A 21,060-nucleotide genomic window follows, 5' to 3' on the forward strand; every position below is an offset into this window, starting at 1 on the left:
CGACCTCTTCACCGCCGTTTGAACGGCTGCGGATCAAGACGCCGCGACGGAGCTTTATCGCCAGTTCGGTAAAGGCCAAATCCCGCCCCCGCAACCAACGACAGTTGACAGCCCGCCTCCAACGAGGCGGGCTGTCGGCGTTTCGGGTCCGCCTCGGCGCACGCCTCCAGGATTGCCAGCAGGTCGCCATGAAGCTGCGCCTCCAGCCCGGCACCCGAGGGGCAGGGCAACAGTACGACACGGTCGACCATGGTCCTGATCATCTCCATCGCGGCCATCCCCTCGTCGCCGTCGCCGAGCACGGACTCGAGCTCCGCGATTTTCCCCTGGTACAGCTCCGGCAGGTTGGCCGGCAGCAGCATCTCCGGCGCCTCCGTGCCCAGGGCATCGATCTCGGCGGCGAGCGCGTGTCAGGCGACAGGTCAAACTGGTTCATCCGCGTTTTCGGTGCAGCGTGAATGCATTTACGGGCGGCAGTGAGCACATAGAGGGAACGATATCCCTTTTCTGAGTGCTCTGATTTCCTTGTCAAAATCGCTGCTGTCCCTGCTCCCGCCCGGTCTCGCCGTTGATCACGTCACCGTCGCCCACGACCGCGTTGTTGTGGCCGTGCGCGCTCGCACCTCTACGGTGGCCTGCCCGGTGTGTCGGCGTCCGTCCCGCCGCGTTCACAGTCGTTACAGTCGCCGCCTCGGCGACCTGCCTTGGCGGGGCCGGGTCGGCCAACTCGACCTTCAGATTCGCCGGTTCCGCTGCGCCGCTGTCGAGTGTCCACGCCGCATCTTCGCCGAACGCCTGCCGGCCGTCGCCTTGCCGAAGGTTCGGCGGACCGTCCGGCTCTCGGAGGCGCAACGGCGCATCGCCCTCACCGCCGGCGGCGAAGCCGGTGCCCGCTTGGCGGCTTGCCTGGCCATGCCGGTCAGCGGCGACACGCTGTTGCGCCTGATCCGGGCGGCACCCCTGCCGGCGGTGCCGACACCGCGCGTCATCGGCATCGACGACTGGGCTTGGCGGCGCGGTCAGCGCTACGGCACGATCATCGTCGATCTGGAACGCAACCGCCCCATCGACCTGCTGCCCGACCGCCACCCGGAGACGGTGGCGGCGTGGTTGAAAGCCCATCCCGAGGCGGAGGTCGTGGCCCGCGACCGCGCCGGCGCTTACGCCGACGGCGTTCGGGCCGGCGCTCCGAGCGCCGTCCAGGTCTCTGATCGCTGGCATCTTCTGCGCAATCTCGGTGATGCTCTGGCCGGGGTTCTCGACCGCCATCATCATGATCTGCGCATGGCCAGCAAAGCGGCAGCGGGAGCCGCCATGGAAATCGGTACGGCCGCCTCCTCGTCGTCTCCGACGACCGCACCGCTCCCGGCACCGGAGTTGCCGATGACGGATCGTCATGGCGTTCGACAGGCCCGGTTTGACGAGGTGATGGCCTTGCACGGCCAAGGCTGGCCGATGAAACGGATTGCCCGGACGCTCGGCATCAATCGCAAGACGGTCCGCACGTGGGTGCGGGCAGGCGAACTTCCGGTCTGGTCTCAACGGGATCGCGGCAGCGCGGTCGATCGCCACGCCACGTACCTGCGGCAACGCTGGGGCGAGGGCTGCCACAACGCCGCCCGGTTGTGGCAAGAGATCCAGGAGCGTGGGTTTCGCGGGCAACTCCGCACCGTGCAGCGCTGGGTCGGGCGCCTTCGGGCCGCAAACCCGCCCCCAGCCGGCGCGGCCGGCACGATGAGACCATGGAAGTTGCCCTCGAAACGCCGGGCAGCGTGGCTGGTGGTGGCCGATCCGGAGACGATCGATGCCGCCGAGCAACGGTTCGTCGATGCCCTGCTCATCCGTTCCGAGGGACTCACCAGGGCCATCGAGTTGGCCCGCGCGTTCAGCACCATGGTGCGCCGTCAGCAGGCGGGCCGGTTGGATGAATGGTTGGCCGCGGCGAAGGAAACCGCCCTGGCCGGGTTCGCCGATGGGCTCGCGCGTGATCTCGCGGCGATCCGCACGGCACTGTCGCTGCCGTGGAGCACCGGGCCGGTGGAGGGGAAAATCAGCCGATTGAAGACCATCAAGCGAACCATGTGCGGCCGCGCCAAGTTCGACCTGCTGCGTCAACGGGTCCTGGAGGTTGCTTGAACGGCAGCGCTCCAGCCACGCTGCTGCACCGAAAACACGGAAGGACCAGTTCGGGATGTCGTTTGACAAAAGCTGGCGACCTGCTGAAGCTGCGCCGTACCCTGAGATCGTGCGGCACCCTGCTGTGTCACGGATGTGCCGGCCAGGAGCGTGCTGAAAAGCAGGGTCACCGTTGCGAGCCGTTGGATGTTCATTTCCATCGAGTGGCCATGATCGTGTGGGGTGCGGCGGCTGTCTCACAGCGTGAACGCCGCCGTAACCTTGACGGTTCAGTGCGGCCGTGCCCTCTCTTGCGGGGCACGATCGGACACCGCTGCGAGGGCTGGCGCGGCCCGCATGTCCGGAGGCACCTTGAAATCCTTGGCTGCGCCTCGCGCCGCCTGGACACCCTGTGGGAAGCCCGTCCGACCCCTGTAGGAGCTTGGCCGGCCACGGGGGCGGCTGTGGCGGGCCGTAGCCCCCTGCGCGCCGATGATGTCGAGCAGCGTCACCCCCAGCACCGCCGCAAGAGCAATCCCGACATTGTCGCGCTTGGGATTGTCATGCCGCATGGCCGTCATCAGGGTGGCAATGTCGAGCCCGTCTCCGGCCACCCGGCTCCACAATCCGAGATGCTTGTCGGACGAAAGCGAGACGATGCCGTGCCCGAGTTCGCGGATCCCATAGGCCCGCACAAGGGCTTCCTTGCCCTCCATGCCGAGCGCCCGGGTGATGCGCCTGGCCGCAATCAGCTCCGTCACTCCGAGCCCGATGCTGAACCAGCCGAGTGCCCTGGCCATGCGGTCGGCGGCTCCCAGCGAACTGGGGCCGGAGTGGAGAACCTTCGGGTCGCCCTTGGACCGGGCAATGTTCGATATGCTGTAAGTCACGTCTTCTCTCCCCGGTCTCTAGGGTTTCAGGACGACCTTGATGCAGCTGTCCTGCTTGTCGCGGAACACCTTGTACATCTCGGGCCCCTCATCAAGGCTCACGGTGTGGGTGATGACGAACGATGGATCGATCTGCCCCTCCTCGATGCGGTGCAGAAGGTCATCGGTCCAGCGGTTGACGTGCGTCTGGCCCGTCCGGATGGTCAGCCCCTTGTTCATCAGCTGGCCCATCGGGACCTTGTCGACCAACCCGCCATAGACACCCGGGATCGAAATCACCCCGGCCGGGCGGCAGACGTAGATCATCTCGCGAAGGACATGCGGCCGGTCGCTTTCGGCTCCGAGCATCTGCTTGGCGCGGTCGTAGACGGTATCCGGCATGGACGGCGAGACATGGGCTTCCATCCCGATGGCGTCGATGCACTTCTCCGGGCCCAAGCCGCCAGTGAGTTCGTTCAGACGCTCGACCACGCTCTCTTCGTCGAAGTTGATGGTGATGGCGCCGCCGGCTTCCGCCATGTCCAGGCGTTCCGGCAAATGATCGATGGCGATCACCTGCTTGGCGCCGAGGAGGACGGCGCTGCGGATCGCCATCTGACCGACGGGACCGCAGCCCCAGATCGCCACCGTGTCGGTCGGCTGGATGTCGCACTGGACGGCGGCCTGCCAGCCGGTCGGGAAGATGTCACCGAGGAAGAGAACCTTTTCGTCCGGGATCCCATCCGGCACCTTGATGTGCGTCGCATCGGCAAAGGGAACGCGGAGATATTCAGCCTGCCCGCCCGGATAGCCGCCGGTCAGATGCGTGTAGCCGAAGAGGCCTGCGGTCGCGTGACCGAAGACCTTGTCAGCGAGCTGCTTCTTGCGGTTGGTGGTCTGGCACACCGAGAAATTGCCACGTTTGCACTGGTCGCACTCGCCGCAGATGATTGTGAACGGAACCACCACCCGGTCGCCGACCTTGAGCTTGTGCTTGGCCTCGGACCCGACCTCGACGACCTCTCCCATCATCTCATGCCCCATGATGTCGCCGGGCAGCATCGCCGGAATGAAGTTGTGGAACAGGTGCAGGTCCGAGCCGCAAATGGCGCAGCTCGTCACCTTGACGATGGCGTCGCGCGGCTGCTCGAGTTCGGGGTCCGTGACGGTATCGCACCGGATGTCTTCCTTGCCGTGCCAAACCAAGGCTCGCATGCTTTCCTCCTTCATCCTGCCAAGGTGCAGAGGCCTGCGCTTCCGGGAGTGCTTTGGACTGAAGAGCATGTCTCTGTGGGGGGCTGTCGGATTCAAAACCCTCAGACGTGAGCGAGGCCGACTGCATTCCCAGGGATGGTTCCTCAGGGAACCTCCGCGCCGGGACTCCCAACCTCCATCGGTTGCCCGGCGCGGCGCCTGCACGCCCGCTGATGCAGGCTGGGCGCTCCCGTGCCTGAACGTTCAGCCGTCAACAGGCCTCTGGCCGTGAAGTCGCGGCCCCGTGGCCGGAAACGGATGACTTATGCCTTCCGGCGAGCGGAACATGCCTTGACTGTCGGCGAACCGCTCTTTGTTGGCCCGCTCCTTATGGCCGCTTGACGTCTTGGCTCTCCTCGGCGGTCTCGGAGCCGTGGATTGATGGCGCGACAGCGAGGAATAGGAAGGCCCCGAAAATCACCGAATGCACGATGCCCTGCAGCCCCATGCTGCGGCCGGCGCCCACGGTGGTCATGCCGACCGGCAGCGCGAGGGGCGAGCCGCGCCGTCTCCTTCGGTCCTGGCCCGAGCGGGAACTCCTGATCAAGCGCGATTGCGATCGCGACCACGCGAATCTTACATTGTGTAGTCGATCATCCGCTTCACGGGCACCAGGATCGTCATCGGCCGCTTCCCTCACCATGTGGGCCGCTCTGCTTCGCGGCTTCGCGCAAGGCAAATTTCTGGATTTTCCCCGTGGAGGTCTTCGGCAAGTCACCGATGACGACCGTCTTCGGTGCCTTGAAATGGGCAAGCCGCGCCCGGCAATGCGCGATCAGCTCGGCCTCCGTCGCCGTCGCCTCCGGCCTCAACTCCACGAAAGCGCAGGGGGTCTCGCCCCATTTGGGATCCGGGCGCGCCACGACCGCTGCGGCCAGCACCGCCGGGTGGTGGTAGAGCACCTCCTCGATCTCGACGGAATTGATGTTCTCGCCGCCGGAAATGATGACGTCCTTGGAGCGGTCCTTGATCTGGACATAGCCGTCGGGCTGAACCACCGCCAGATCGCCGGAATGGAACCAGCCCCCGGCGAAGGCTTCGGCCGTCGCCGACGGGTTCTTCAGGTATCCCATCATCGTCATGTTGCCGCGGAACATGACCTCGCCGATGGTGACGCCATCCGGGGGGACCGGCGCCATCGTCTGCGGGTCCAGCACCGCCATGCCCTCCTGCGCGGTGTAGCGCACCCCCTGCCGTCCCTTCCGCTCGGCGAGAGTCGCCGTGTCCAGATCGTTCCAATCCGGTTGCGGGGCGCACACCGCCGCCGGCCCGTAGACCTCCGTCAGACCGTAGATCTGGGTGATGGAGAAGCCCATCCGTTCCATCGCCGCGATCACCGGAACCGGTGGCGGCGCGCCACCGATCAGCGCCTCGACCGGGTGGCCGATCCCGGATTTCCAGGCATCGGGTGCGTTGGCCAGCATCGCGTGCACCACCGGGGCGCCGCAATAATGGGTGACGCGGTGTTCGCGGATCAGCGACAGCACCCGCTCCGGATCGACGCGGCGCAGGCAGACGTTGGTGCCGGCGTTGGCGGCCATGGTCCAGGGAAAGCACCAGCCGTTGCAGTGGAACAGGGGCAGGGTCCAGAGCATCACCGAATGCCGTGGCATGCCCCAGTCGATCATGTTCGACAGGGCGGCCAGATAGGCGCCGCGATGATGGTAGACGACGCCCTTGGGATTCCCGGTGGTGCCCGAGGTGTAGTTGAGGGCGATGGCCTGCCATTCGTCCAAGGGTTGCCCACCGGCAAAACCCGGGTCGCCGAGCGCGATGAAGCCTTCGTAGTCGACCGCGCCGATCCGCGGGCCGCGGGGACCTTGCCGATCGTCGATGTCGATCACCAGCGGCGGCCGGTCGAGCAGGGCCAGCGTGTCGCGGACGGTCGCGGAAAACTCCGTGTCGGCGATCAGCACCTTGGCCTCGGCGTGCCGCAGCATGAAGGCCAGCGTCGGAGCGTCGAGGCGGGTGTTCAGCGTGTTGAGCACGGCCCCGGCCATCGGGACGCCGAAATGCGCCTCGATGGTCTCGGGGGTGTTGGCGCCCAGCACGGCGACGGTGTCGCCACATCCGACCTCCGCCGCCACCAGCGCCGAGGCGAGACGGCGGCACCGTTCCGCCGTCTGTGCCCAGGTGAAGCGCCGCGTCCCGTAAACCACCGCAAGGTGGTGCGGGTACACCTCCGCCGTGCGGGCGAGCAGCGACAGCGGTGTCAGCGGCGCATGGTTGGCTGCGGTCTTGCCGAGGCCGTCGGCTTGGAAGGAGCTGTTGGCGGGCATGGTCCTGTCTGTTCCGTCCTGAAGGGAGGGGACGCCTCTGCCGGCGCCTCTACCGAAGCAGTTCGCGCGCGACGATCATCCGCTGGATCTCCGAGGTGCCCTCGACGATCTCCAGGACCTTGGCGTCGCCGAAGGCGCGGGACACCGGGTATTCGATCATGATGCCGTTGCCGCCGTGGATCTGGACGGCCTGGTGCGCGGCCTCCATGGCCTTCTCCGTGGCGAACAGCTTGCCCATCGACGCCTCGCGGTCGAACCGCTCGCCCGCGTCCTTGCGCGCCGCGGCGTCGTACAGCATCAGCCGCGCGGCGTGGCCGTGCGTCGCCATGTCGGCGATCTTGAACTGCAACGCCTGGAACTCGGTCAGCGCCTTGCCGAAGGCGTGGCGCTCCTTCATGTAGGCGATCGAGCGTTCCAGCGAGGCCTGCAGGATGCCCAGCCCCAGGGCGCCGATCAGGATGCGCCCGGTGCTGATCTGCGCCAGCGTCTGCTTCAGCCCCGACCCGACCTGGCCCAGCAGATGGTCGGGCGTCAGCACGCACTCGTCGAAGAACAGCTCGTGCGTGGACGAGCCGCGCCAGCCGATCTTGTGCAGCTTGCGGCCGGAGGTGAAGCCCGGCGTTCCGCTGGGCACGATGAAGTTGGAGATCTCCTTGCGGCCGTCCGGACGGGTGCCGGTGACGGCGGCGATGACGACGGGGCCGGTGATGTCGGTGCCCGAATTGCTGATGAAGGTCTTCGATCCGGTGATGACCCAGTTGCCGTCGCGCAAGGCGGCGCGGGTCTGGATGTTCGCGCTGTCCGACCCGGCGCCGGGTTCGGTCAGCCCGATGCAGCCGACCTGGGTGCCCTCCAGGATCGGGCGGAGGAAGCGGCGCTTCTGCTCCTCGGTTCCGAAAGTATTCAGCAGGCTGGCGATGGTGGAGTTCGCCATGATCGACACCGCGACGGCGCAATCGACCCGCGCGATCTCCTCCAGCACGATGGTGAAGCCGAGCCAGTCGCCGCCGCCGCCGCCATGGGCCTCGGGGTAGGGCAGGCCGATGAAGCCGAGTTCGCCGGCCTGCTTCCAGGCGGCGTAGGGAAACTCCTCCGCCTGCCAGAGATGCTCGGCGACCGGCGCGATCTCGTTTTCCGCGAAACGGCGGACGGCGTCGCGGATCGCCTCGTGATGGTCCTTGATGACGGAACTCATGATCCTGTCCTCTGTGCGTGCCGCCGCCGTCAGGCCTGGACGTAGCTGGTCTTGACGGTGGTGAAGAATTCACGGGCGTAGGCGCCCTGCTCGCGCGGGCCATGGCTGGACGCCTTCCGGCCGCCGAACGGCGTGTGGTAATCGACGCCGGCGGTGGGCAGGTTGACCATCACCATGCCGACCTCGGCGTTGCGCTTGAAATGCGCGGCGTGCTTCAGCGAGCCGGTGACGATCCCGGCGCACAGGCCGAACGGCGTGTCGTTGGCGATGGCCAGCGCGTGGTCGTAGCCGTCGGCGCGCAGAACCGTGGCGACCGGCCCGAAGATCTCCTCGCGGTTGATGCGCATCTCCGGCGTGGTTTCGGTGAACAGGGCGGGCGCCAGGTAATGGCCGCGCTTGGCCCGCGTCAGCAGGTTGCCGCCGAAGGCGAGCGTCGCGCCCTCGCCGGTGCCGCAGTCGATGTAGCCGAGATCGCGGGCCAACTGCTGCTCGTCCACCACCGGGCCGATGTCGGTTCCGGGAGCCAGCGCGTCGTCGACGGTCAGGCGGCTCAGTGCCTCGCCGAGACTCTTCACGAAGCGGTCGTGGATGCCGGAGGCCACGATCAGCCGGCTGGAGGCGGTGCAGCGCTGGCCGGTGGAGTAGTAGGATCCCTGCACCGCGCAGCGCACCGCGACGTCGAGGTCGGCGTCGTCCAGGATCACCAGCGGGTTCTTGCCGCCCATCTCCAGCTGGACCTTGGCGAGCCGTTCGGCGGCGACCGCCGCCACCCGCTTGCCGGTGGCGACCGATCCGGTGAAGCTGACGGCGTCCACCCCGGCCGAGCTGGCGATGGCGTCGCCGACCACGGCGCCCGGGCCCATCACCAGATTGAAGACGCCGTCGGGAAGGCCGGCGCGCGACAGGATGTCGGACAGCGCCCAGGCGCAGCCGGGCACCAGTTCGGCCGGCTTGAAGACGACGCAATTGCCGTAGGCCAGCGCCGGCGCGATCTTCCAGGCTGGGATCGCCAGCGGGAAGTTCCACGGCGTGATCAGACCGACCACGCCGACCGGCTCGCGCGTGATCTCCACGCCGACGCCGGGGCGGACGGAATCCAGCAGCTCGCCGCGCCCGCGCAGCACCTCGGCCGCGAAGAAGCGGAAGATCTGGCCGGCGCGGGTCGCCTCGCCGATGCCCTCGGGCAGGGTCTTGCCCTCCTCCCGCGACAGCAGGCGGCCGAGCTCCTCGCGCCGCGCCAGGATTTCCGTGCCGACGCGGTCCAGGATGTCGGAGCGCTCCTGGACGCCGACGGCGGACCAGGTCTTGAAGGCGTGCCGCGCCGCCGCGACGGCGTGTTCGACCTGCGCCGCGTCGGCGACGGCGTAGCGGCCGATCACGTCGTCGAGGTCGGACGGGTTGACGTTCACCGTGGCGTCGTCGCCCAACAGCCATTCGCCGTCGATGAAGTTCTTGTAGATGGTGGTCGTGCTGGTCATCGCAATCACCCGGCCCGGTAGGAATCGTTGAGCATGCCCAGATAGTCGTCGGCGGTGGCCGTCCGCGGGTTGGTGGCGTGGCAATGGTCCTTCAGCGCCTTTTCCGCGATCTCCGGCAGTTGCGCCCGCTCCAGCCCCAGCGCCTCCAGCCCGGCCGGCAGACCCAGGCGGCGGTTGAGATCCGCGATGAAGGCGGCGGGGTCGCCGTCCTGCGGAAGCCCCATCGCCTCGCACAGCGTTGCCCATTTCGCCGCGACCGCCGGCTTGTTGAAGCGCAGCACGGCGGGCAGCAGGATGGCGTTCAAGGTGCCGTGATGCAGCCGCAGCGGCACGGCGCCCAGCGGGTGCGACAGGGCGTGCACGGCGCCGAGACCCTTCTGGAACGCCATCGCGCCTTCCATCGCCGCCATCATCATGTTCCAGCGCGCCTCGCGGTCGGTCCCGTCGGCGGTCGCCCGCTCGATGTGGCGGACGCCGCGCCGCAGGCCGTCCAGGGCGATGGCCTCGGCCGGCGGGTTGATCGCGGGGGCGAGGAAGGTCTCGATGCAATGGGCGATGGCGTCCATGCCGGTCGCCGCCGTCAACTGCGGCGGCAGGCTGAGCGTCAGCTCCGGATCACAGATCGCCACCTTGGGCAGCAGATGCGGGCTGAGCAGGCCGAGCTTGCGGCCGTCGCGCATGACGATGACGCTGCCGCGCCCGACCTCGCTGCCGGTGCCGGCCGTGGTCGGGATGGCGACCAGCGGAGCCACCTGGGCGGTGATGCGGGCGGCGCCGCCCTCAACCGCCGCGTACTGTTGCAACGGGGCCGGGTGGGTCGCCAGCAGCGCCACCGCCTTGGCCAGATCGATCGCCGACCCGCCGCCGACCGCGACGATGCCGTCGCAGCCCCGGTCGCGGTACAGGTCCGTGGCGGCGACGACGGCGTCCTCGGTCGGGTTGGCCGGCGTGTCGTCGTAGACGACGGTGCCTTCGCTGTCGCCCATGGCGTCGAGCACGCGCCGGAGCAGCCCCGCCGCGCCGACGCCCTTGTCGGTGGCCAGGAAGGGACGGCGGATGCCGAGCCGCCGCAATTCGGCCGGCAGCGTGCCGAGCGCCCCGTAATCGAACTGGATCGTCGTCAGATAACTGATGGTCGCCATGGTTTTTCCTCGGATGTCTTCGTTTAGCGCGTCAGTCGCGGAACAGCCGGTCCGCCATGCGCGGCAGCGGGTCGAGAACGCGGTGCGGCGGGCAGTCCATCAGGTCGATGACCTGGGTCTTCGCGTCGATGCCGGGCGCCACCTCGGTCAGCACCAGACCGTCCGGCTCCACCGCGAAGACCGCCCGTTCGGTGACGATCGTCGCTTTCTGCCCGCGCTCCGCCACGTTGCGCAGCAGCGGGTAGGTGATCTCGTCCACCCGCTCGACGAACTTGCGGACCTTGCCCTCGCGCTGGATGGTCAGCCGGCCGTCGCCGACCTCCACCCCCAGCCCGGCGGTGGTGAAGGTGCCGGTGAAGACCAGCTCGCGGGCGTTGTGGGCGATGTCGATGAAGCCACCGGGACCGGGATTGGCGGCGCCGAAGCGGCTGACGTTGACGTTGCCGGCCCGGTCGAACTGGGCGAAGGCCAGCGCCGCCGCCTCGCAGTTGCCGCCGTCGATGAAGTCGAACTGCGACGGTCCGTCGATCAGCGCCTCGGGGTACAGGTTGGCGGAGAACTGCCAGCCGCTCATGACCACGCCGCCGAAGGGGCCGTGCTCGGTGGTGAAGTTGTAGCGCAGCAGGCCGTCGTCGGCGAAGGCGCCGTCCTCCATCATCACCGTCGGCACGTCGGACGAGGCGCCGAAGCCGAAGATGGTGACCACGCCCGGCCGCACCTCCGCCGCCGCGCGCCGCGCGATGACCTTGTCGGCGCCCTGCGGCAGCCGCTCCGTCGTCCGTCCGTCGAAGATCTGGCGGCCGAGGTAGCGGTCGTCGTAACGGACGCCGGTGGTCATCATCGGTTCGGGCGCGACCACGACATGATCGACCAGCTCGCCCGGCACGCGGACCTCGTGGACGGAGCGCGAGCGGCGGGGCACCAGCTTGCGGACCTGCGCGATCACGGTGCCGCCCGACGCCTTCACCGCCAGCGCCACCGCCAGGGCCGCGGAGGTGATCGGCTCGTCCTCGAAGCTGAGGTTGCCGTGCTCGTCGGCGCTGGTCGCGCGGATGAAGCCGACGTCCAGCGGCCAGGTCGGGTAGTGCAGGTACTCGCGGCCGTCGATGCTGTGCAGGCGGACCAGATCCTCCCGCGCCCGCTCGGTGTATTTGCCGCCCTGCTGGCGCGGGTCGATGTAGGAGCCGATGCCGATGGGCGTCAGATAGCCGGGGCCGCGCCGCGCGACCTCGCGCAGCCAATGCATGGTGGCGCCGATGGGCCAGCAATAGGCCTCGACCCGGTTCTCGCGGATCAGGCGCATCATCTCGGGCCGCTTGCCGGTCGCCGGGTCCAGCGCGTTCAGGTAGTTGCCCGACACCACGCGCTTCATCAGCCCCTCGATGGCGACGTGGTCCATCCCCTTGATCCCCAGCGCGTCGCCGACGCTGACCGGAAAGAAGAAGGTGAGGTCGCGCGGGCTTCCGGTGTCGCGGAACCGCTGCGCCAGCGCGCCGAGCAGGGCGTCCGGGGTCAGCCAGCCGATCACGCCGACGCTGGCCACGGTCTGGCCGGGTTGGATGAGCGCGACCGCCGCCTGCGCGGTGCAGACCTTGCTCATCGCGGGGTCACTCCTGGAAATGGATGATGTGGGTGCAGACGCAGACCGTCTCGCCGCGCTGGTTGGTCAGCGTCGCGTCGGCCCACAGCCGCTTCTTCGCGTCGTCGGCCCGCACGATGCGGTAATGGACGGTCAGCGTGTCGCCGATGCGGACCGGCTTGGTGAAGCGGACGCGGTCGTAGCCGTAGGACACGGCGGGGCGGCCGGCCCAATCCAGGTACTTGGTGACGGCGCCCGACACGTAGCCGACCATCATCGATCCCTGGGCGACGCGGCCGCCCAGCCCGACGCGGCGGGCGTACTCCTCGTCGCAATGGTTGGGATGGTTGTCGCCGCTGATGCCGGCGAAGGCGTAGATGTCGTATTCGCTGAGCGTGCGCGTGTAGCTGGTCTCGGTCCCGATCAGCGTGGACACCGGGCCGCGATGGTTGATGCGGGGCGGCGGATACGGGTGTTCGGACATGGGAATTCCTCCGGGAAAACAGGGTGTGTGTGGCCGTCAGAGCCGCTCGGGCGCGAGGTCGCCCTCCAGCGCCAGCAGGGCTTCGAGCAAGAAGTAGTCGCCCCAGATCAGCTCGTGGGCGATGGCGACGCCGTTGCGCTTGTTGAAGCAGCCTTCGGTCAGGATGCCGGGCTGGCGCGTGTCGCCGGGGGCGGTCGGCGTCAGGTAGCCGTTCACCAGCGCATCCACCGACTTGCGCGCCGCCGTCTCGTAGCGCTCGCGGTGCTCGGGGATCAGCGCCGCCAGCTTCAGCAGGGCGGCGGCGCCGATGGCGGTCGCCGAGCTGTCGCGTTCGGTCACCGGGATCGCCGGGTCGTCGAAGTCCCAGAAGGCCACGCCGTCGGCGGGGATGTTGGCGAGCCACCAGTCGGCGACGCGGACGGCGTCGGCGCGGAACTCCGCCTCGCCGCGCGCCAGCGCCTGGGCCAGCCCGATCATCGCCCAGCCCTGCGCGCGTCCCCAGGTGCTGTTCTCGTGGATGCCCTTGTGGGTGTAGCGGCGCAGCAGGGCTCCGGTCCCGGGATCGAAGCTGGCCGACTGGCAGACCGACCCGTCGTCGCGCACGCACAGCGCGATGTGCTGGCGCAGATGGTCGCGGGCGATGGCCGCCGCGTCGGCGCCCTGGGACAGCAGCAGCGCGACGGTTCCCGGCAGGGCGTCGATGTTGGCCTCGTTCGCGCCGACGTCGGAGGCCTCCTCCGCCTCGGTGCCGAGCGGGATCAGCCGGGCGCGCGGGTTGTGCATCCGCACCAGCCCGGCGGCGCCGGCGGCGGCCAGCTCGCGGGCCACCGGATCCGCGAACAGGACGTCGCCGATGCCGGCGCCGTACCAGAACAGGAAACCCTTGAAGACGGAGTTGGAGTCCGCGCGGACGCGCAGCCGCGACGCCCAATCGCGGGCATGGTCGCGGTAGGCCGCATCGCCGGTGCGCAGCGCGGCGAGCCACAGCATGCCGCACCAGAAACCGCCGGTCCAATCGCCGGCCGGGCTGCGCACCCACACGCCGTCGGCCGGATCGGCGTAATGGGGAAAGCCCGGACCGGGCTGGGCCAGGGTGGAGTCGACGCGCGCCAGCACGCGCGCGATGGCGTCGGTTCGATCGATCATGATGCGTTTCCTCTTGGCGGTTCGGTCGCGCAAACCGTTCTGTCTGCCGATTGTCCGCAATGCCCTTGTGTCGTGAGGGCGATGATAAGGATTGCTGAAATCAACCGTCCAATATATTATAAACGCGTTATTTATACTTGAAAAATATAAGAATGGACCTGCGCCACCTCCGTTACTTCGTCGCGGTCGCGGAAGAGCTCAGCTTCACGCGGGCGGCCGAACGGCTGCACATCGCCCAGCCGCCGCTCAGCCAGCAGATCCGCCAGTTGGAGGACGAACTCGGCGTATCCCTGCTGTACCGGACGCGCCGTCACGTCGAGCTGACCGACAGCGGGCGGATCTATCTGGACCTGGCCCGGCAGATTCTGCGGTCGGTCGAAGCGGCGGCGGTGCAGGCCCAGCGCGCCCAGCGCGGCGAGATCGGGCAGCTGGCGGTCGGATTCTTCGAGCACACCTCCTACACCGTGCTGCCGCCGATCCTGCGCGCCTATCGCGAACGCTATCCGATGGTCGACGTGCAACTGCGCTGGTTTCCGGTCGTCGATCAGGTCGACGCCCTGCTGCGCGGGGACATCGACGTCTCGTTCCTACGGCCGGTCTTCACGTCCGACGACATCACGAGCGAAACCCTGCTCAAGGAACCCTTCGTGCTCGCCGTTCCGTCGGACCATCCCTTCGCGGAGCTGGAGACCGTGCCGTTCGCCGACTGCGCGTCGGAAAGCTTCATCATCTACAGCCAGAAATCGGCCCCGGACTTTCACGGCATGATCGCGGGCATGTGCGCCGCGGCCGGTTTCGCTCCCAGGGTCGCGGTGGAGGTGGCGCAGGTCTACACCGCGCTCGGGCTGGTCAGCTCGGGCGCCGGGATCGCGTTCGTGCCGTCCGCCGTGCGCCGGGTGCATTTCGAGCAGGTCGTCTACAAGACCCTGTCGGGTGACGACGCCCGGATCGAGGTGCTGTTGGGATGGACGCAACGCACCCCATCCCCCTTGTTGAAAGCCTTCATCGAAACGGCGAAAACGGTCGTGCGCGGCATGAACGCGCCGCGCGCCGCCGGATGACGGAACACGAAAGCGCCCGCCAGGCGTCGCGGCCTGGCGGGCGTGATGCGGTGTGACGTCGGGTCCTACTTCCTGACCAGCGGGCAGCCGCCGTCCTCCAGCGGACGGAAGGCCTCCTCGGCCGGGATCGTGGCGCGCAGCTTGTAGAAGTCGCCCGGCCCCTTGGATTCGGACGGCTTCTTGACCTCGAACAGATAGAGCGGGTGGGTCTTGCGGCCGTCGGCGCGGATGGTGCCCTTGCCGAACAGCGGATCGTCGGTCGGCGTCGCCTTCATCGCCGCGACCAGCTTGGCGCCGTCGCCGTCCTCCTTCAGGGCCGCCACCGTCTTCAGATAATGGGTCACCGCCGAATAGACGCCGGCCTGGGCGCTGGTCGGGAACGAGCCCCGGTTGGCGGCGGTGAAGGCCTGGGCGAACTTGCGGTTCTCGTCCGTCATGTCCCAGTACCAGGCTTCGGTCAGGATCAGGCCCTGCGCGGCGTTCAGCCCCAGCGCCTGCACGTCGCTCATGAACACCAGCAGGCCGGCGAGATTCTGGCCGCCCTGGGTGATGCCGAACTCCGCCGCCTGCTTGATGGCGTTGATGGTGTCGCCGCCGGCGTTGGCGAGGCCGATGATCTTGGCCTTTGATGCCTGCGCCTGGAGCAGGAAGGAGGAAAAATCGGCGCCGGGGAAGGGGTGCCGGATCTTGCCCAGGACCTTGCCGCCGTTCCGGAGGACGACGGCCTCGGTGTCGCGCTCCAGCGCGTGGCCGAAGGCGTAGTCGGCGGTCAGGAAGTACCAGCTGTCGCCGCCGGTCTTCACCACGGTCTTGCCGGTGCCGTTGGCCAGGGCCCAGGTGTCGTAGGTCCAGTGGATCGAGTTGGCGGTGCAGGCGGTGCCCGTCAGGTCGGCGGTCCCGCCGCCCGAGACGATCATCACCTTGTTCTTTTCCTTGACCACTTGGTTGACCGCGAGGATCACCGAGGAGGTCGGCACGTCGACGATCATGTCGATCTTGTCGACGTCGATCCACTTGCGGGCGATGCTCGACCCGATGTCGGGCTTGTTCTGATGGTCGGCGGCCACGACCTCGACCTTCAGCCCGTGCTTTTCAGGCTGGAAATCCTCGACGGCCTTCTTGGCCGCCCAGATCGATCCCGGTCCGGACAGTCCGGCGTAGATGCCGGACTGGTCGTTCAGCACGCCGATGCGGACGACGCCGTCGGTGATCTCGGCGTGCGCCGTGCCGAGGCTCAGCAGAGCGCCGACGCACAGGCCGATGGAACTGCCCTTCAACATGGCTTCCTCCCTTTTGGATGTGTTTGTGGATGGCGCGCGGAGCGCCTCATCCGCCGTCGGCGGATCCGGATCGCGCGTCGCCCAGAACGCGGCGGCGCAGCTCGTTCAACTCTCCGGCGATGCCGCGCCGGAAGGTCAGGACACACAGGATGAAGATCACCCCGATGATGATGGTGACGAAGGAACCGACCTTGTCGGCCAGCCCGTTCTGGAGCACGACGACGACGCCGGCTCCCAGCATCGGGCCGATCACGGTGCCGACGCCGCCCAGCAGCGTCATCAGCACCACCTCGCCCGACACGTGCCAATGGACGTCGGCCAGCGTCGCGAACTTGAACACCAGCACCTTGGCGGCGCCGGCCAGCCCGGCCGACAGCACGAAGGCGAGCAGCTTGTAGCGCGCGATGTCGTAGCCGAGCGAGGTCACCCGCGCCTCGTTCTCGCGGATCGCCTTCAGGATCTCGCCGAAGGGCGAGTGGATGGCGCGGTGGATCACCCACAGCCCGAAGATGGTGATGGCCAGAACCACGTAATAGAGCGTGGTGTCGTCGGACAGGTCGAGGCCGAACAGGGTGCCGCGCGGCACGCCCTGCAAGCCGTCCTCGCCGCCGGTGAACGGCGCCTTCAGGAAGACGAAGAACATCATCTGGGCGGCGACCGGTTGGACTTCCAAAAATGGAGGGAGGTGCCGAGACCGCGCTGCATGGCCACGCGGACATTCTGCAAGGCTGTCAGATGCGGAAACACCGCCGAGATTTGAAAGGAGCGCACGATGCCCCGGCGCGCGACCTGGGCCGGTTTTTCATCGGTGATGTCAGTCCCGTTGAACAGAATCCGGCCGCGGGTCGGTTCCAGAAACTTGGTGAGCAGATTGAAGCAGGTCGTCTTGCCGGCGCCGTTGGGTCCGATCAGCGCGTGGATGTGCCCGCGCCGGATGTTGAGATCGACGCGGTTGACGGCTGTGAAACCCTTGAATTCCTTGGTCATGCCATAGATCTGAAGGACGAAGTCGTCCATGGCGCTTCCTCTTTCCATCCCGCTTTGTCTTCCCCAGCGCAAGAGGGCGCATGTAACGCGACAACTGTGGCCATTGGTTCACAGTTGTCGCGCGAGAATCGCCAGCACCCGGTGAGTGAGAATTGCTGGCTTTCAGGATTGTTTGTACGAAAAGACTGTAGGACAGAGGGTGGAGCGCCACAAATATATTATTAGTATTTTATTTATATCGGTTTCATATAAGGACTCGCCCATCGACACCAAACCGAGCCCCGCCGCGCGGATCGCCGCATGGTCCGGGCATCGGTCGCTGTTTCCTGGGTCCGGGGCTTGGTTCAGGCGGTGCGGTCGCCGAGATGGACGGCCTTCACGTCGTTGTGGGCCGGGCATGGTCAGCGGGTGGAGGGGGTGGCCGTTATCGCCGAACGGATTGGTGGCTTGAGCGAGCTGATTCAGAGCGTTGCCAGCTCGACCAACCTGCTGGGGCTGAGCTGATGTGGTGGACGGCCTGATCGAGCGCGACAAGACTCTCGCCGCCCGCGCCTATCTGGCCGAGGAGTCGAGCAAGCTGAGCGAAGCCGACGTGCTGGCGCTGTTGAACAACCCGGACATCACCCATTCCTTCGTGCCCTACAACACCGGCGTCATCACCGACTTCATGCACCGGGTCGGCTCCATCAAGAACAAGCCGGCCTCGTGGAGGGACTATGCCTTCTCCGACCTGCACGGCGAGGCCGGGAGTTGAACGGTCCGGCGGAGACCGGTCTTGCGGACAGGCCATCGCCGCGCGGTGATCTTTCAGGCGTATGCCGTGGGGGACAGGATGTCCCCGGTCCAGGAGTAGATCGCCAGCAGCGGCTCCTGCGCCGTCCGCATCGCGTGCACGGCCTGCGCCGGGTGGAGAACGAAATCACCGGGCGGGCGCTGTGTCGTGACGCTGTCCAGAGTCCAGGCGGCGGTGCCCGAGACCACGGCGTACAGTTCCACCGCCGGATGCCGATGGGCCGGGTAAAGGGTGTCGCGGCCGATGAGGGTGAGGCCGAAGCCGACCCGGTCGCTGTGGATCGGTGCCGCCGGCCCGACGATTTCCGCCCAGGCCATACGGTCCTGAAGATCCGGAAGGTCGGGGCGCGGCGCGTAGCCGAATCGCCAGGGCAGCCGCCGCGCGACCGGCGTCAGGGCTTCCGTCCAGGCCGGCCCGGCGCGGCGTGCCGCTTCTGGAATCTGGTGCAGGCTGGGATGATCGTTGGGGGACAGCGCTGTCGTCAGCGGCACCGGCTCCTGCCCGTCGGGGAGAGCGTCCAGCACGCGCGCGGCCTCCGCCGCCACGGCGGGGCTGTGCCCGCGGCCGGCGGCGAAGGCGTGCCGCATCACGCGCAGCAGGCGCGGAAGGTCGGGATCGGCCACGGCCATCGCCGTCATTCCGCGACCGAATGCAGGACCGCGTAGGTGTGGGCGATCCGCGCGCCGTCATGGTGGGCGGCCAGCGCCGTCTCGGCGTCCAGGCTGTGCGGGGCGAGGTCCCGTTCGATGGCCTGCGCCTGGAGGGCGGCCTCCTCCGGGGCCAGCCCGGCGAAGGCCCGCTCGACATCCTCGGCGCGGTAGAAGTGGAACGGGCCGAGTCCGAGCCGTTGCCACTCCGCGTGCCCGGCCAGTACCTCCGGCGCCTCGGCCTGGATCTTCCAGCCATAGGTGAGGAAGGATCCCCGGTAGCCCGCCCGCTCGGCCATGTCGAGGAAACGCTGCAACGGCACCCGCGCGCCCAGCATCGACAGCACGGCGCCGCCGGGCGCGAGAAACTCCCGCGCCTGCACCAGCGCCACATAATGGAGGGTCAGCAGGGCGTTGCGCACCGCCGCCGGCACGGCCTCCGGGCGCGGCGGGACGAAGCTCGAACTCTTGCGCCTCTCGGCCAGCCGGGAATCGTCGTCGATCGGCAGGTTGGGCAGATTCTCGTAGATCACGTCGAAGCGCAGCCCGTCCTGCGCGGCGGCGGCGGCCAGCGGGGCCAGCAGGTCGCCGGTTCCCGCCAGCAGGTGGATGGCTCCGCTGTCGCGCAGGTTGGTCAGGATGTTGCCGCGCGCCGAGGCGACCACCTCCTCGTGCAGGTCGGTGATCCCGACCAGCGTTGCTCCCAGCAGCTCGATGGCGGCGAGCGCGTCCAGCCCGGTGCCGGTGCCGATGGAGCAGAAGCCCGGCGACCCTCCCGCGCCCCGGCGCCCGGCCAACAGACGGAAGGCGGGGGTCGCCACGCTCGACACCCAATCCGCCTGGAGATCGTCGAGATAGGGGGGAAAGCTGCGTTCGGTGACGGTGACCGACAGGCGGTCGTGCAGCCGCGCGGGTGCCGCGAGGCCGAAATAGCGCGCGGCGTCGATGGACAGGCTGCGGGGCTGGATCATGGAAGGGCTCCGGCGGAAGGAAGGGCGGCGGAAGGGAATGGGCGGGAGGATCAGCGGCGGTGGTCGACCCGCCGCGAGAGCCATTCGCCGCCGAATTGCACCGAGGTCACCAGCACGATCAGGATCACGATGATCTCGAACAGCACCCGGGTCTCGTAGCGCTCGTAGCCGTAGCGGATGGCGAGGTCGCCCAAGCCTCCCGCTCCGACCGCGCCGGCCATCGCCGAGGCGTTGATCATCGCGATCACGCAGACCGTCATGCCGCCGACGATGCCGGGCAGCGCCTCGGGCAGGATGACGTGGCGCACGATGTGCCGGCGGCGGAAGCCCATGGCGCGGGCGGCCTCGATCAGTCCGTGGTCGACCTCGTTCAGGCTGACCTGGGCGACACGGGTGTAGAAGGCGATCAGGTGGATGCTGAGCGGCACCACCGCCGCCCAGGTGCCGAGCGTGGTGCCGACGATCATCCGGGTGAAGGGCAGCAGCGCCACCAGCAGGATGATGAAGGGGATCGCCCGGAAGACGTTGACCACCACCGACAGCCCCTTGTTGAGGCGGGGCCGCGGGTAGAGGCCGCCGGGCGCGGTGGCGACCAGCAGCAGGGCCAGCGTCAGGCCGCTGGCGATGGCGATGGTCACCGAGACGCCGACCATCGTGATGGTCTCGCCAAAGGCGCGCAGGTAGCGCTCAAACATTGTCGGCGACATAGCCGAGCACCTTCCAGCTGTCGGGGGTGAAGCGCGCGCCGGCGGCCGAGCGCATGGCGGCGACCGGCACGGCGATCAGCAGGTCGCCCTGGGCGTGGCCCTGGATGCGGTCGATGCCGCCGTGCAGCAGCCGGGCGTCGGGGGCGAGCGCCAGCAGGCTGGCCAGCGAGACGCCCTCCGGGTGGCTTTCGCCGGTGAAGCGCAGGGACAGCACCGCGTGGCCGCCGCCTTGCCCGGGTGGTTCGGGCAGCAGCCGGGCGGCGATGTCCTCGGGCAGCCCGCGCCGGAGCGGGCGCAGCAGGGCCTGGGTGGCGTCGCCCTTCGGCGTGCCGAACACCGACCAGACCGGGCCATGCTCGACGCGCCGCCCGCGGTCGAGCACCATCACCTCGTCGCAGAGGGCGCGGATCACCGCCATGTCGTGGGTGATCAGCACGATGGTCAGGCCGAGCTTGGCCTTGATGTCGCGCAGCAGCCCGAGGATCGCGTGGGTGGTCTCGGGATCGAGCGCCGAGGTCGCCTCGTCGCACAGCAGGATCTCCGGCCGGTGGACCAGCGCGCGGGCGATGCCGACGCGCTGCTTCTGCCCGCCCGACAGCTTGGACGGGTGGACGTCCGCCTTGTCGGCCAGCCCGACGAGGTCGAGCAGCTCCTCCACCCGGCGGCGGGTCTCGACGGCGCCGATTCCGGCGACTCTCAACGGCAGCCCGACATTCTCCCGCACGGTCTTCGCCGACAGCAGATTGAAATGCTGGAAGATCATGCCGATGCGGCGGCGCAGCCCGACCAGGGCGTCTTCGTCGAGCGCGCCGACGTCGACGTCGTCGATCAGCACCCGGCCGGCGGTCGGGCGCTCCAGCATGTTGATCGCCCGCAGCAGGGTCGATTTGCCGGCGCCCGAGCGGCCGATGATGCCGAACACGCTGCCGCGCCGGATGGCGAAGGACTGCTCTTGCAGCGCCTGGACGCCGCCGGGATAGATCTTGCCGACGCCGTCGAAGCGGATGTGGATCTCCGCCGGCGCGTCCATCGCGCACGGTCTCGTCGGGGCGGTGGTGCCGGCCGGTGCCGCG

General features: G+C 68.3%; 19 protein-coding genes and 1 pseudogene. 3 read left to right on the forward strand and 17 right to left on the reverse strand.

From position 1 onward, the window contains the following. Nucleotides 1-8 precede the first annotated feature (8 nt). Complete coding sequence (locus J2847_RS34190; RefSeq protein WP_233474616.1) at nt 9-362, reverse strand: hypothetical protein; 354 nt, start codon at nt 360-362, stop codon at nt 9-11. Between the two features lie 154 nt (nt 363-516). On the opposite strand from J2847_RS34190, the gene J2847_RS18505 reads away from it, so the two are divergent. Continuing rightward, complete coding sequence (locus J2847_RS18505; protein ID WP_209780486.1) at nt 517-2,136, forward strand: ISL3 family transposase; 1,620 nt, start codon at nt 517-519, stop codon at nt 2,134-2,136. 269 nt (nt 2,137-2,405) lie between these two features. Here the strand turns inward: J2847_RS18505 and J2847_RS18510 are convergent, their stop codons facing one another. The 9 genes from J2847_RS18510 to J2847_RS18550 all read right to left on the reverse strand — a co-directional run bounded on the left by J2847_RS18510 (nt 2,406) and on the right by J2847_RS18550 (nt 13,541). Beyond that, complete coding sequence (locus J2847_RS18510) at nt 2,406-3,005, reverse strand: hypothetical protein (protein ID WP_209780361.1); 600 nt, start codon at nt 3,003-3,005, stop codon at nt 2,406-2,408. Nucleotides 3,006-3,023: 18 nt separating this feature from the next. Further along, nucleotides 3,024-4,199, reverse strand: a complete 1,176-nt coding sequence (locus tag J2847_RS18515; protein WP_209780362.1) for a zinc-dependent alcohol dehydrogenase — start codon at nt 4,197-4,199, stop codon at nt 3,024-3,026. A 659-nt stretch (nt 4,200-4,858) separates the two neighbouring features. Next, nucleotides 4,859-6,517, reverse strand: coding sequence for an acyl-CoA synthetase (locus tag J2847_RS18520; RefSeq protein ID WP_209780363.1), 1,659 nt, complete (start codon nt 6,515-6,517; stop codon nt 4,859-4,861). Between the two features lie 49 nt (nt 6,518-6,566). Beyond that, nucleotides 6,567-7,712 (reverse strand): acyl-CoA dehydrogenase family protein, encoded by a 1,146-nt coding sequence (locus J2847_RS18525; RefSeq protein ID WP_209780364.1) that lies wholly within the window; start codon nt 7,710-7,712, stop codon nt 6,567-6,569. Between the two features lie 29 nt (nt 7,713-7,741). Then, the gene (locus tag J2847_RS18530; RefSeq protein ID WP_209780365.1) at nt 7,742-9,190 is read right to left on the reverse strand and encodes an aldehyde dehydrogenase family protein; all 1,449 of its coding nucleotides are present in this window, start codon (nt 9,188-9,190) and stop codon (nt 7,742-7,744) included. A gap of 5 nt (nt 9,191-9,195) precedes the next feature. Then, nucleotides 9,196-10,332: an iron-containing alcohol dehydrogenase gene (locus tag J2847_RS18535; protein ID WP_209780366.1), complete on the reverse strand. Its 1,137-nt coding sequence runs from the start codon at nt 10,330-10,332 to the stop codon at nt 9,196-9,198. Nucleotides 10,333-10,363: 31 nt separating this feature from the next. Next, on the reverse strand, nt 10,364-11,932 hold the full coding sequence (locus J2847_RS18540) for a CoA-transferase (RefSeq protein ID WP_209780367.1): 1,569 nt from the start codon (nt 11,930-11,932) through the stop codon (nt 10,364-10,366). 7 nt (nt 11,933-11,939) lie between these two features. Beyond that, nucleotides 11,940-12,395, reverse strand: coding sequence for a MaoC family dehydratase (locus J2847_RS18545; protein ID WP_209780368.1), 456 nt, complete (start codon nt 12,393-12,395; stop codon nt 11,940-11,942). 36 nt (nt 12,396-12,431) lie between these two features. Further along, the gene (locus J2847_RS18550; protein ID WP_209780369.1) at nt 12,432-13,541 is read right to left on the reverse strand and encodes a glycoside hydrolase family protein; all 1,110 of its coding nucleotides are present in this window, start codon (nt 13,539-13,541) and stop codon (nt 12,432-12,434) included. Between the two features lie 152 nt (nt 13,542-13,693). Between J2847_RS18550 and J2847_RS18555 the strand changes: the two genes are divergently transcribed. Continuing rightward, the gene (locus J2847_RS18555; RefSeq protein WP_209780370.1) at nt 13,694-14,602 is read left to right on the forward strand and encodes a LysR family transcriptional regulator; all 909 of its coding nucleotides are present in this window, start codon (nt 13,694-13,696) and stop codon (nt 14,600-14,602) included. A gap of 65 nt (nt 14,603-14,667) precedes the next feature. Here the strand turns inward: J2847_RS18555 and J2847_RS18560 are convergent, their stop codons facing one another. The 3 genes and pseudogenes from J2847_RS18560 to J2847_RS18570 form a co-directional block, all read right to left on the reverse strand. Then, a complete protein-coding gene (locus J2847_RS18560) occupies nt 14,668-15,882 on the reverse strand; it encodes an ABC transporter substrate-binding protein (RefSeq protein WP_209780371.1) in 1,215 nt (404 codons plus the stop codon). A gap of 46 nt (nt 15,883-15,928) precedes the next feature. Then, complete coding sequence (locus tag J2847_RS18565) at nt 15,929-16,528, reverse strand: branched-chain amino acid ABC transporter permease (protein ID WP_209780372.1); 600 nt, start codon at nt 16,526-16,528, stop codon at nt 15,929-15,931. A gap of 8 nt (nt 16,529-16,536) precedes the next feature. Then, nucleotides 16,537-16,899, reverse strand: a pseudogene (locus J2847_RS18570) (ATP-binding cassette domain-containing protein); the annotation flags it as partial. 478 nt (nt 16,900-17,377) lie between these two features. Between J2847_RS18570 and J2847_RS18575 the strand changes: the two are divergent. Further along, the gene (locus J2847_RS18575; RefSeq protein WP_209780374.1) at nt 17,378-17,623 is read left to right on the forward strand and encodes a hypothetical protein; all 246 of its coding nucleotides are present in this window, start codon (nt 17,378-17,380) and stop codon (nt 17,621-17,623) included. A gap of 53 nt (nt 17,624-17,676) precedes the next feature. Here J2847_RS18575 and J2847_RS18580 read toward each other — a convergent pair whose 3' ends face one another. Genes J2847_RS18580 through J2847_RS34650 form a run of 4 tightly spaced genes read right to left on the reverse strand, consistent with a single transcriptional unit; the run spans nt 17,677 to nt 21,017 of the window. After that, nucleotides 17,677-18,291 carry a dimethylsulfonioproprionate lyase family protein gene (locus J2847_RS18580; protein WP_209780375.1) on the reverse strand — a complete coding sequence of 205 codons (615 nt, stop codon included), beginning with the start codon at nt 18,289-18,291 and terminating at the stop codon, nt 17,677-17,679. A gap of 5 nt (nt 18,292-18,296) precedes the next feature. Beyond that, the gene (locus J2847_RS18585) at nt 18,297-19,280 is read right to left on the reverse strand and encodes a hypothetical protein (RefSeq protein WP_209780376.1); all 984 of its coding nucleotides are present in this window, start codon (nt 19,278-19,280) and stop codon (nt 18,297-18,299) included. A 50-nt stretch (nt 19,281-19,330) separates the two neighbouring features. Continuing rightward, on the reverse strand, nt 19,331-19,987 hold the full coding sequence (locus J2847_RS18590; protein WP_209780377.1) for a methionine ABC transporter permease: 657 nt from the start codon (nt 19,985-19,987) through the stop codon (nt 19,331-19,333). Further along, nucleotides 19,968-21,017: a methionine ABC transporter ATP-binding protein gene (locus tag J2847_RS34650; RefSeq protein ID WP_209780487.1), complete on the reverse strand. Its 1,050-nt coding sequence runs from the start codon at nt 21,015-21,017 to the stop codon at nt 19,968-19,970. Before J2847_RS34650 ends, J2847_RS18590 begins: the two co-directional genes overlap by 20 nt. Nucleotides 21,018-21,060 lie beyond the last annotated feature (43 nt).

Origin of the sequence: Azospirillum agricola (assembly GCF_017876095.1) — a bacterium.
Classification (GTDB): domain Bacteria; phylum Pseudomonadota; class Alphaproteobacteria; order Azospirillales; family Azospirillaceae; genus Azospirillum; species Azospirillum agricola.

Excerpts from the sequence above, each read along its gene's own strand:
- J2847_RS18555 (WP_209780370.1), top strand. The coding sequence starts at position 13,694 with ATGGACCTGCGCCACCTCCGTTACTTCGTCGCGGTCGCGGAAGAGCTC.
- J2847_RS18580 (WP_209780375.1), bottom strand. The coding sequence starts at position 18,291 with ATGGCCGTGGCCGATCCCGACCTTCCGCGCCTGCTGCGCGTGATGCGG.
- J2847_RS34650 (WP_209780487.1), bottom strand. The coding sequence starts at position 21,017 with ATGGACGCGCCGGCGGAGATCCACATCCGCTTCGACGGCGTCGGCAAG.
- J2847_RS18545 (WP_209780368.1), bottom strand. The coding sequence starts at position 12,395 with ATGTCCGAACACCCGTATCCGCCGCCCCGCATCAACCATCGCGGCCCG.
- J2847_RS34190 (WP_233474616.1), bottom strand. The coding sequence starts at position 362 with ATGCTGCTGCCGGCCAACCTGCCGGAGCTGTACCAGGGGAAAATCGCG.
- J2847_RS18535 (WP_209780366.1), bottom strand. The coding sequence starts at position 10,332 with ATGGCGACCATCAGTTATCTGACGACGATCCAGTTCGATTACGGGGCG.
- J2847_RS18560 (WP_209780371.1), bottom strand. The coding sequence starts at position 15,882 with ATGTTGAAGGGCAGTTCCATCGGCCTGTGCGTCGGCGCTCTGCTGAGC.
- J2847_RS18590 (WP_209780377.1), bottom strand. The coding sequence starts at position 19,987 with ATGTCGCCGACAATGTTTGAGCGCTACCTGCGCGCCTTTGGCGAGACC.
- J2847_RS18585 (WP_209780376.1), bottom strand. The coding sequence starts at position 19,280 with ATGATCCAGCCCCGCAGCCTGTCCATCGACGCCGCGCGCTATTTCGGC.
- J2847_RS18530 (WP_209780365.1), bottom strand. The coding sequence starts at position 9,190 with ATGACCAGCACGACCACCATCTACAAGAACTTCATCGACGGCGAATGG.
- J2847_RS18525 (WP_209780364.1), bottom strand. The coding sequence starts at position 7,712 with ATGAGTTCCGTCATCAAGGACCATCACGAGGCGATCCGCGACGCCGTC.
- J2847_RS18550 (WP_209780369.1), bottom strand. The coding sequence starts at position 13,541 with ATGATCGATCGAACCGACGCCATCGCGCGCGTGCTGGCGCGCGTCGAC.
- J2847_RS18565 (WP_209780372.1), bottom strand. The coding sequence starts at position 16,528 with ATGATGTTCTTCGTCTTCCTGAAGGCGCCGTTCACCGGCGGCGAGGAC.
- J2847_RS18540 (WP_209780367.1), bottom strand. The coding sequence starts at position 11,932 with ATGAGCAAGGTCTGCACCGCGCAGGCGGCGGTCGCGCTCATCCAACCC.
- J2847_RS18515 (WP_209780362.1), bottom strand. The coding sequence starts at position 4,199 with ATGCGAGCCTTGGTTTGGCACGGCAAGGAAGACATCCGGTGCGATACC.
- J2847_RS18520 (WP_209780363.1), bottom strand. The coding sequence starts at position 6,517 with ATGCCCGCCAACAGCTCCTTCCAAGCCGACGGCCTCGGCAAGACCGCA.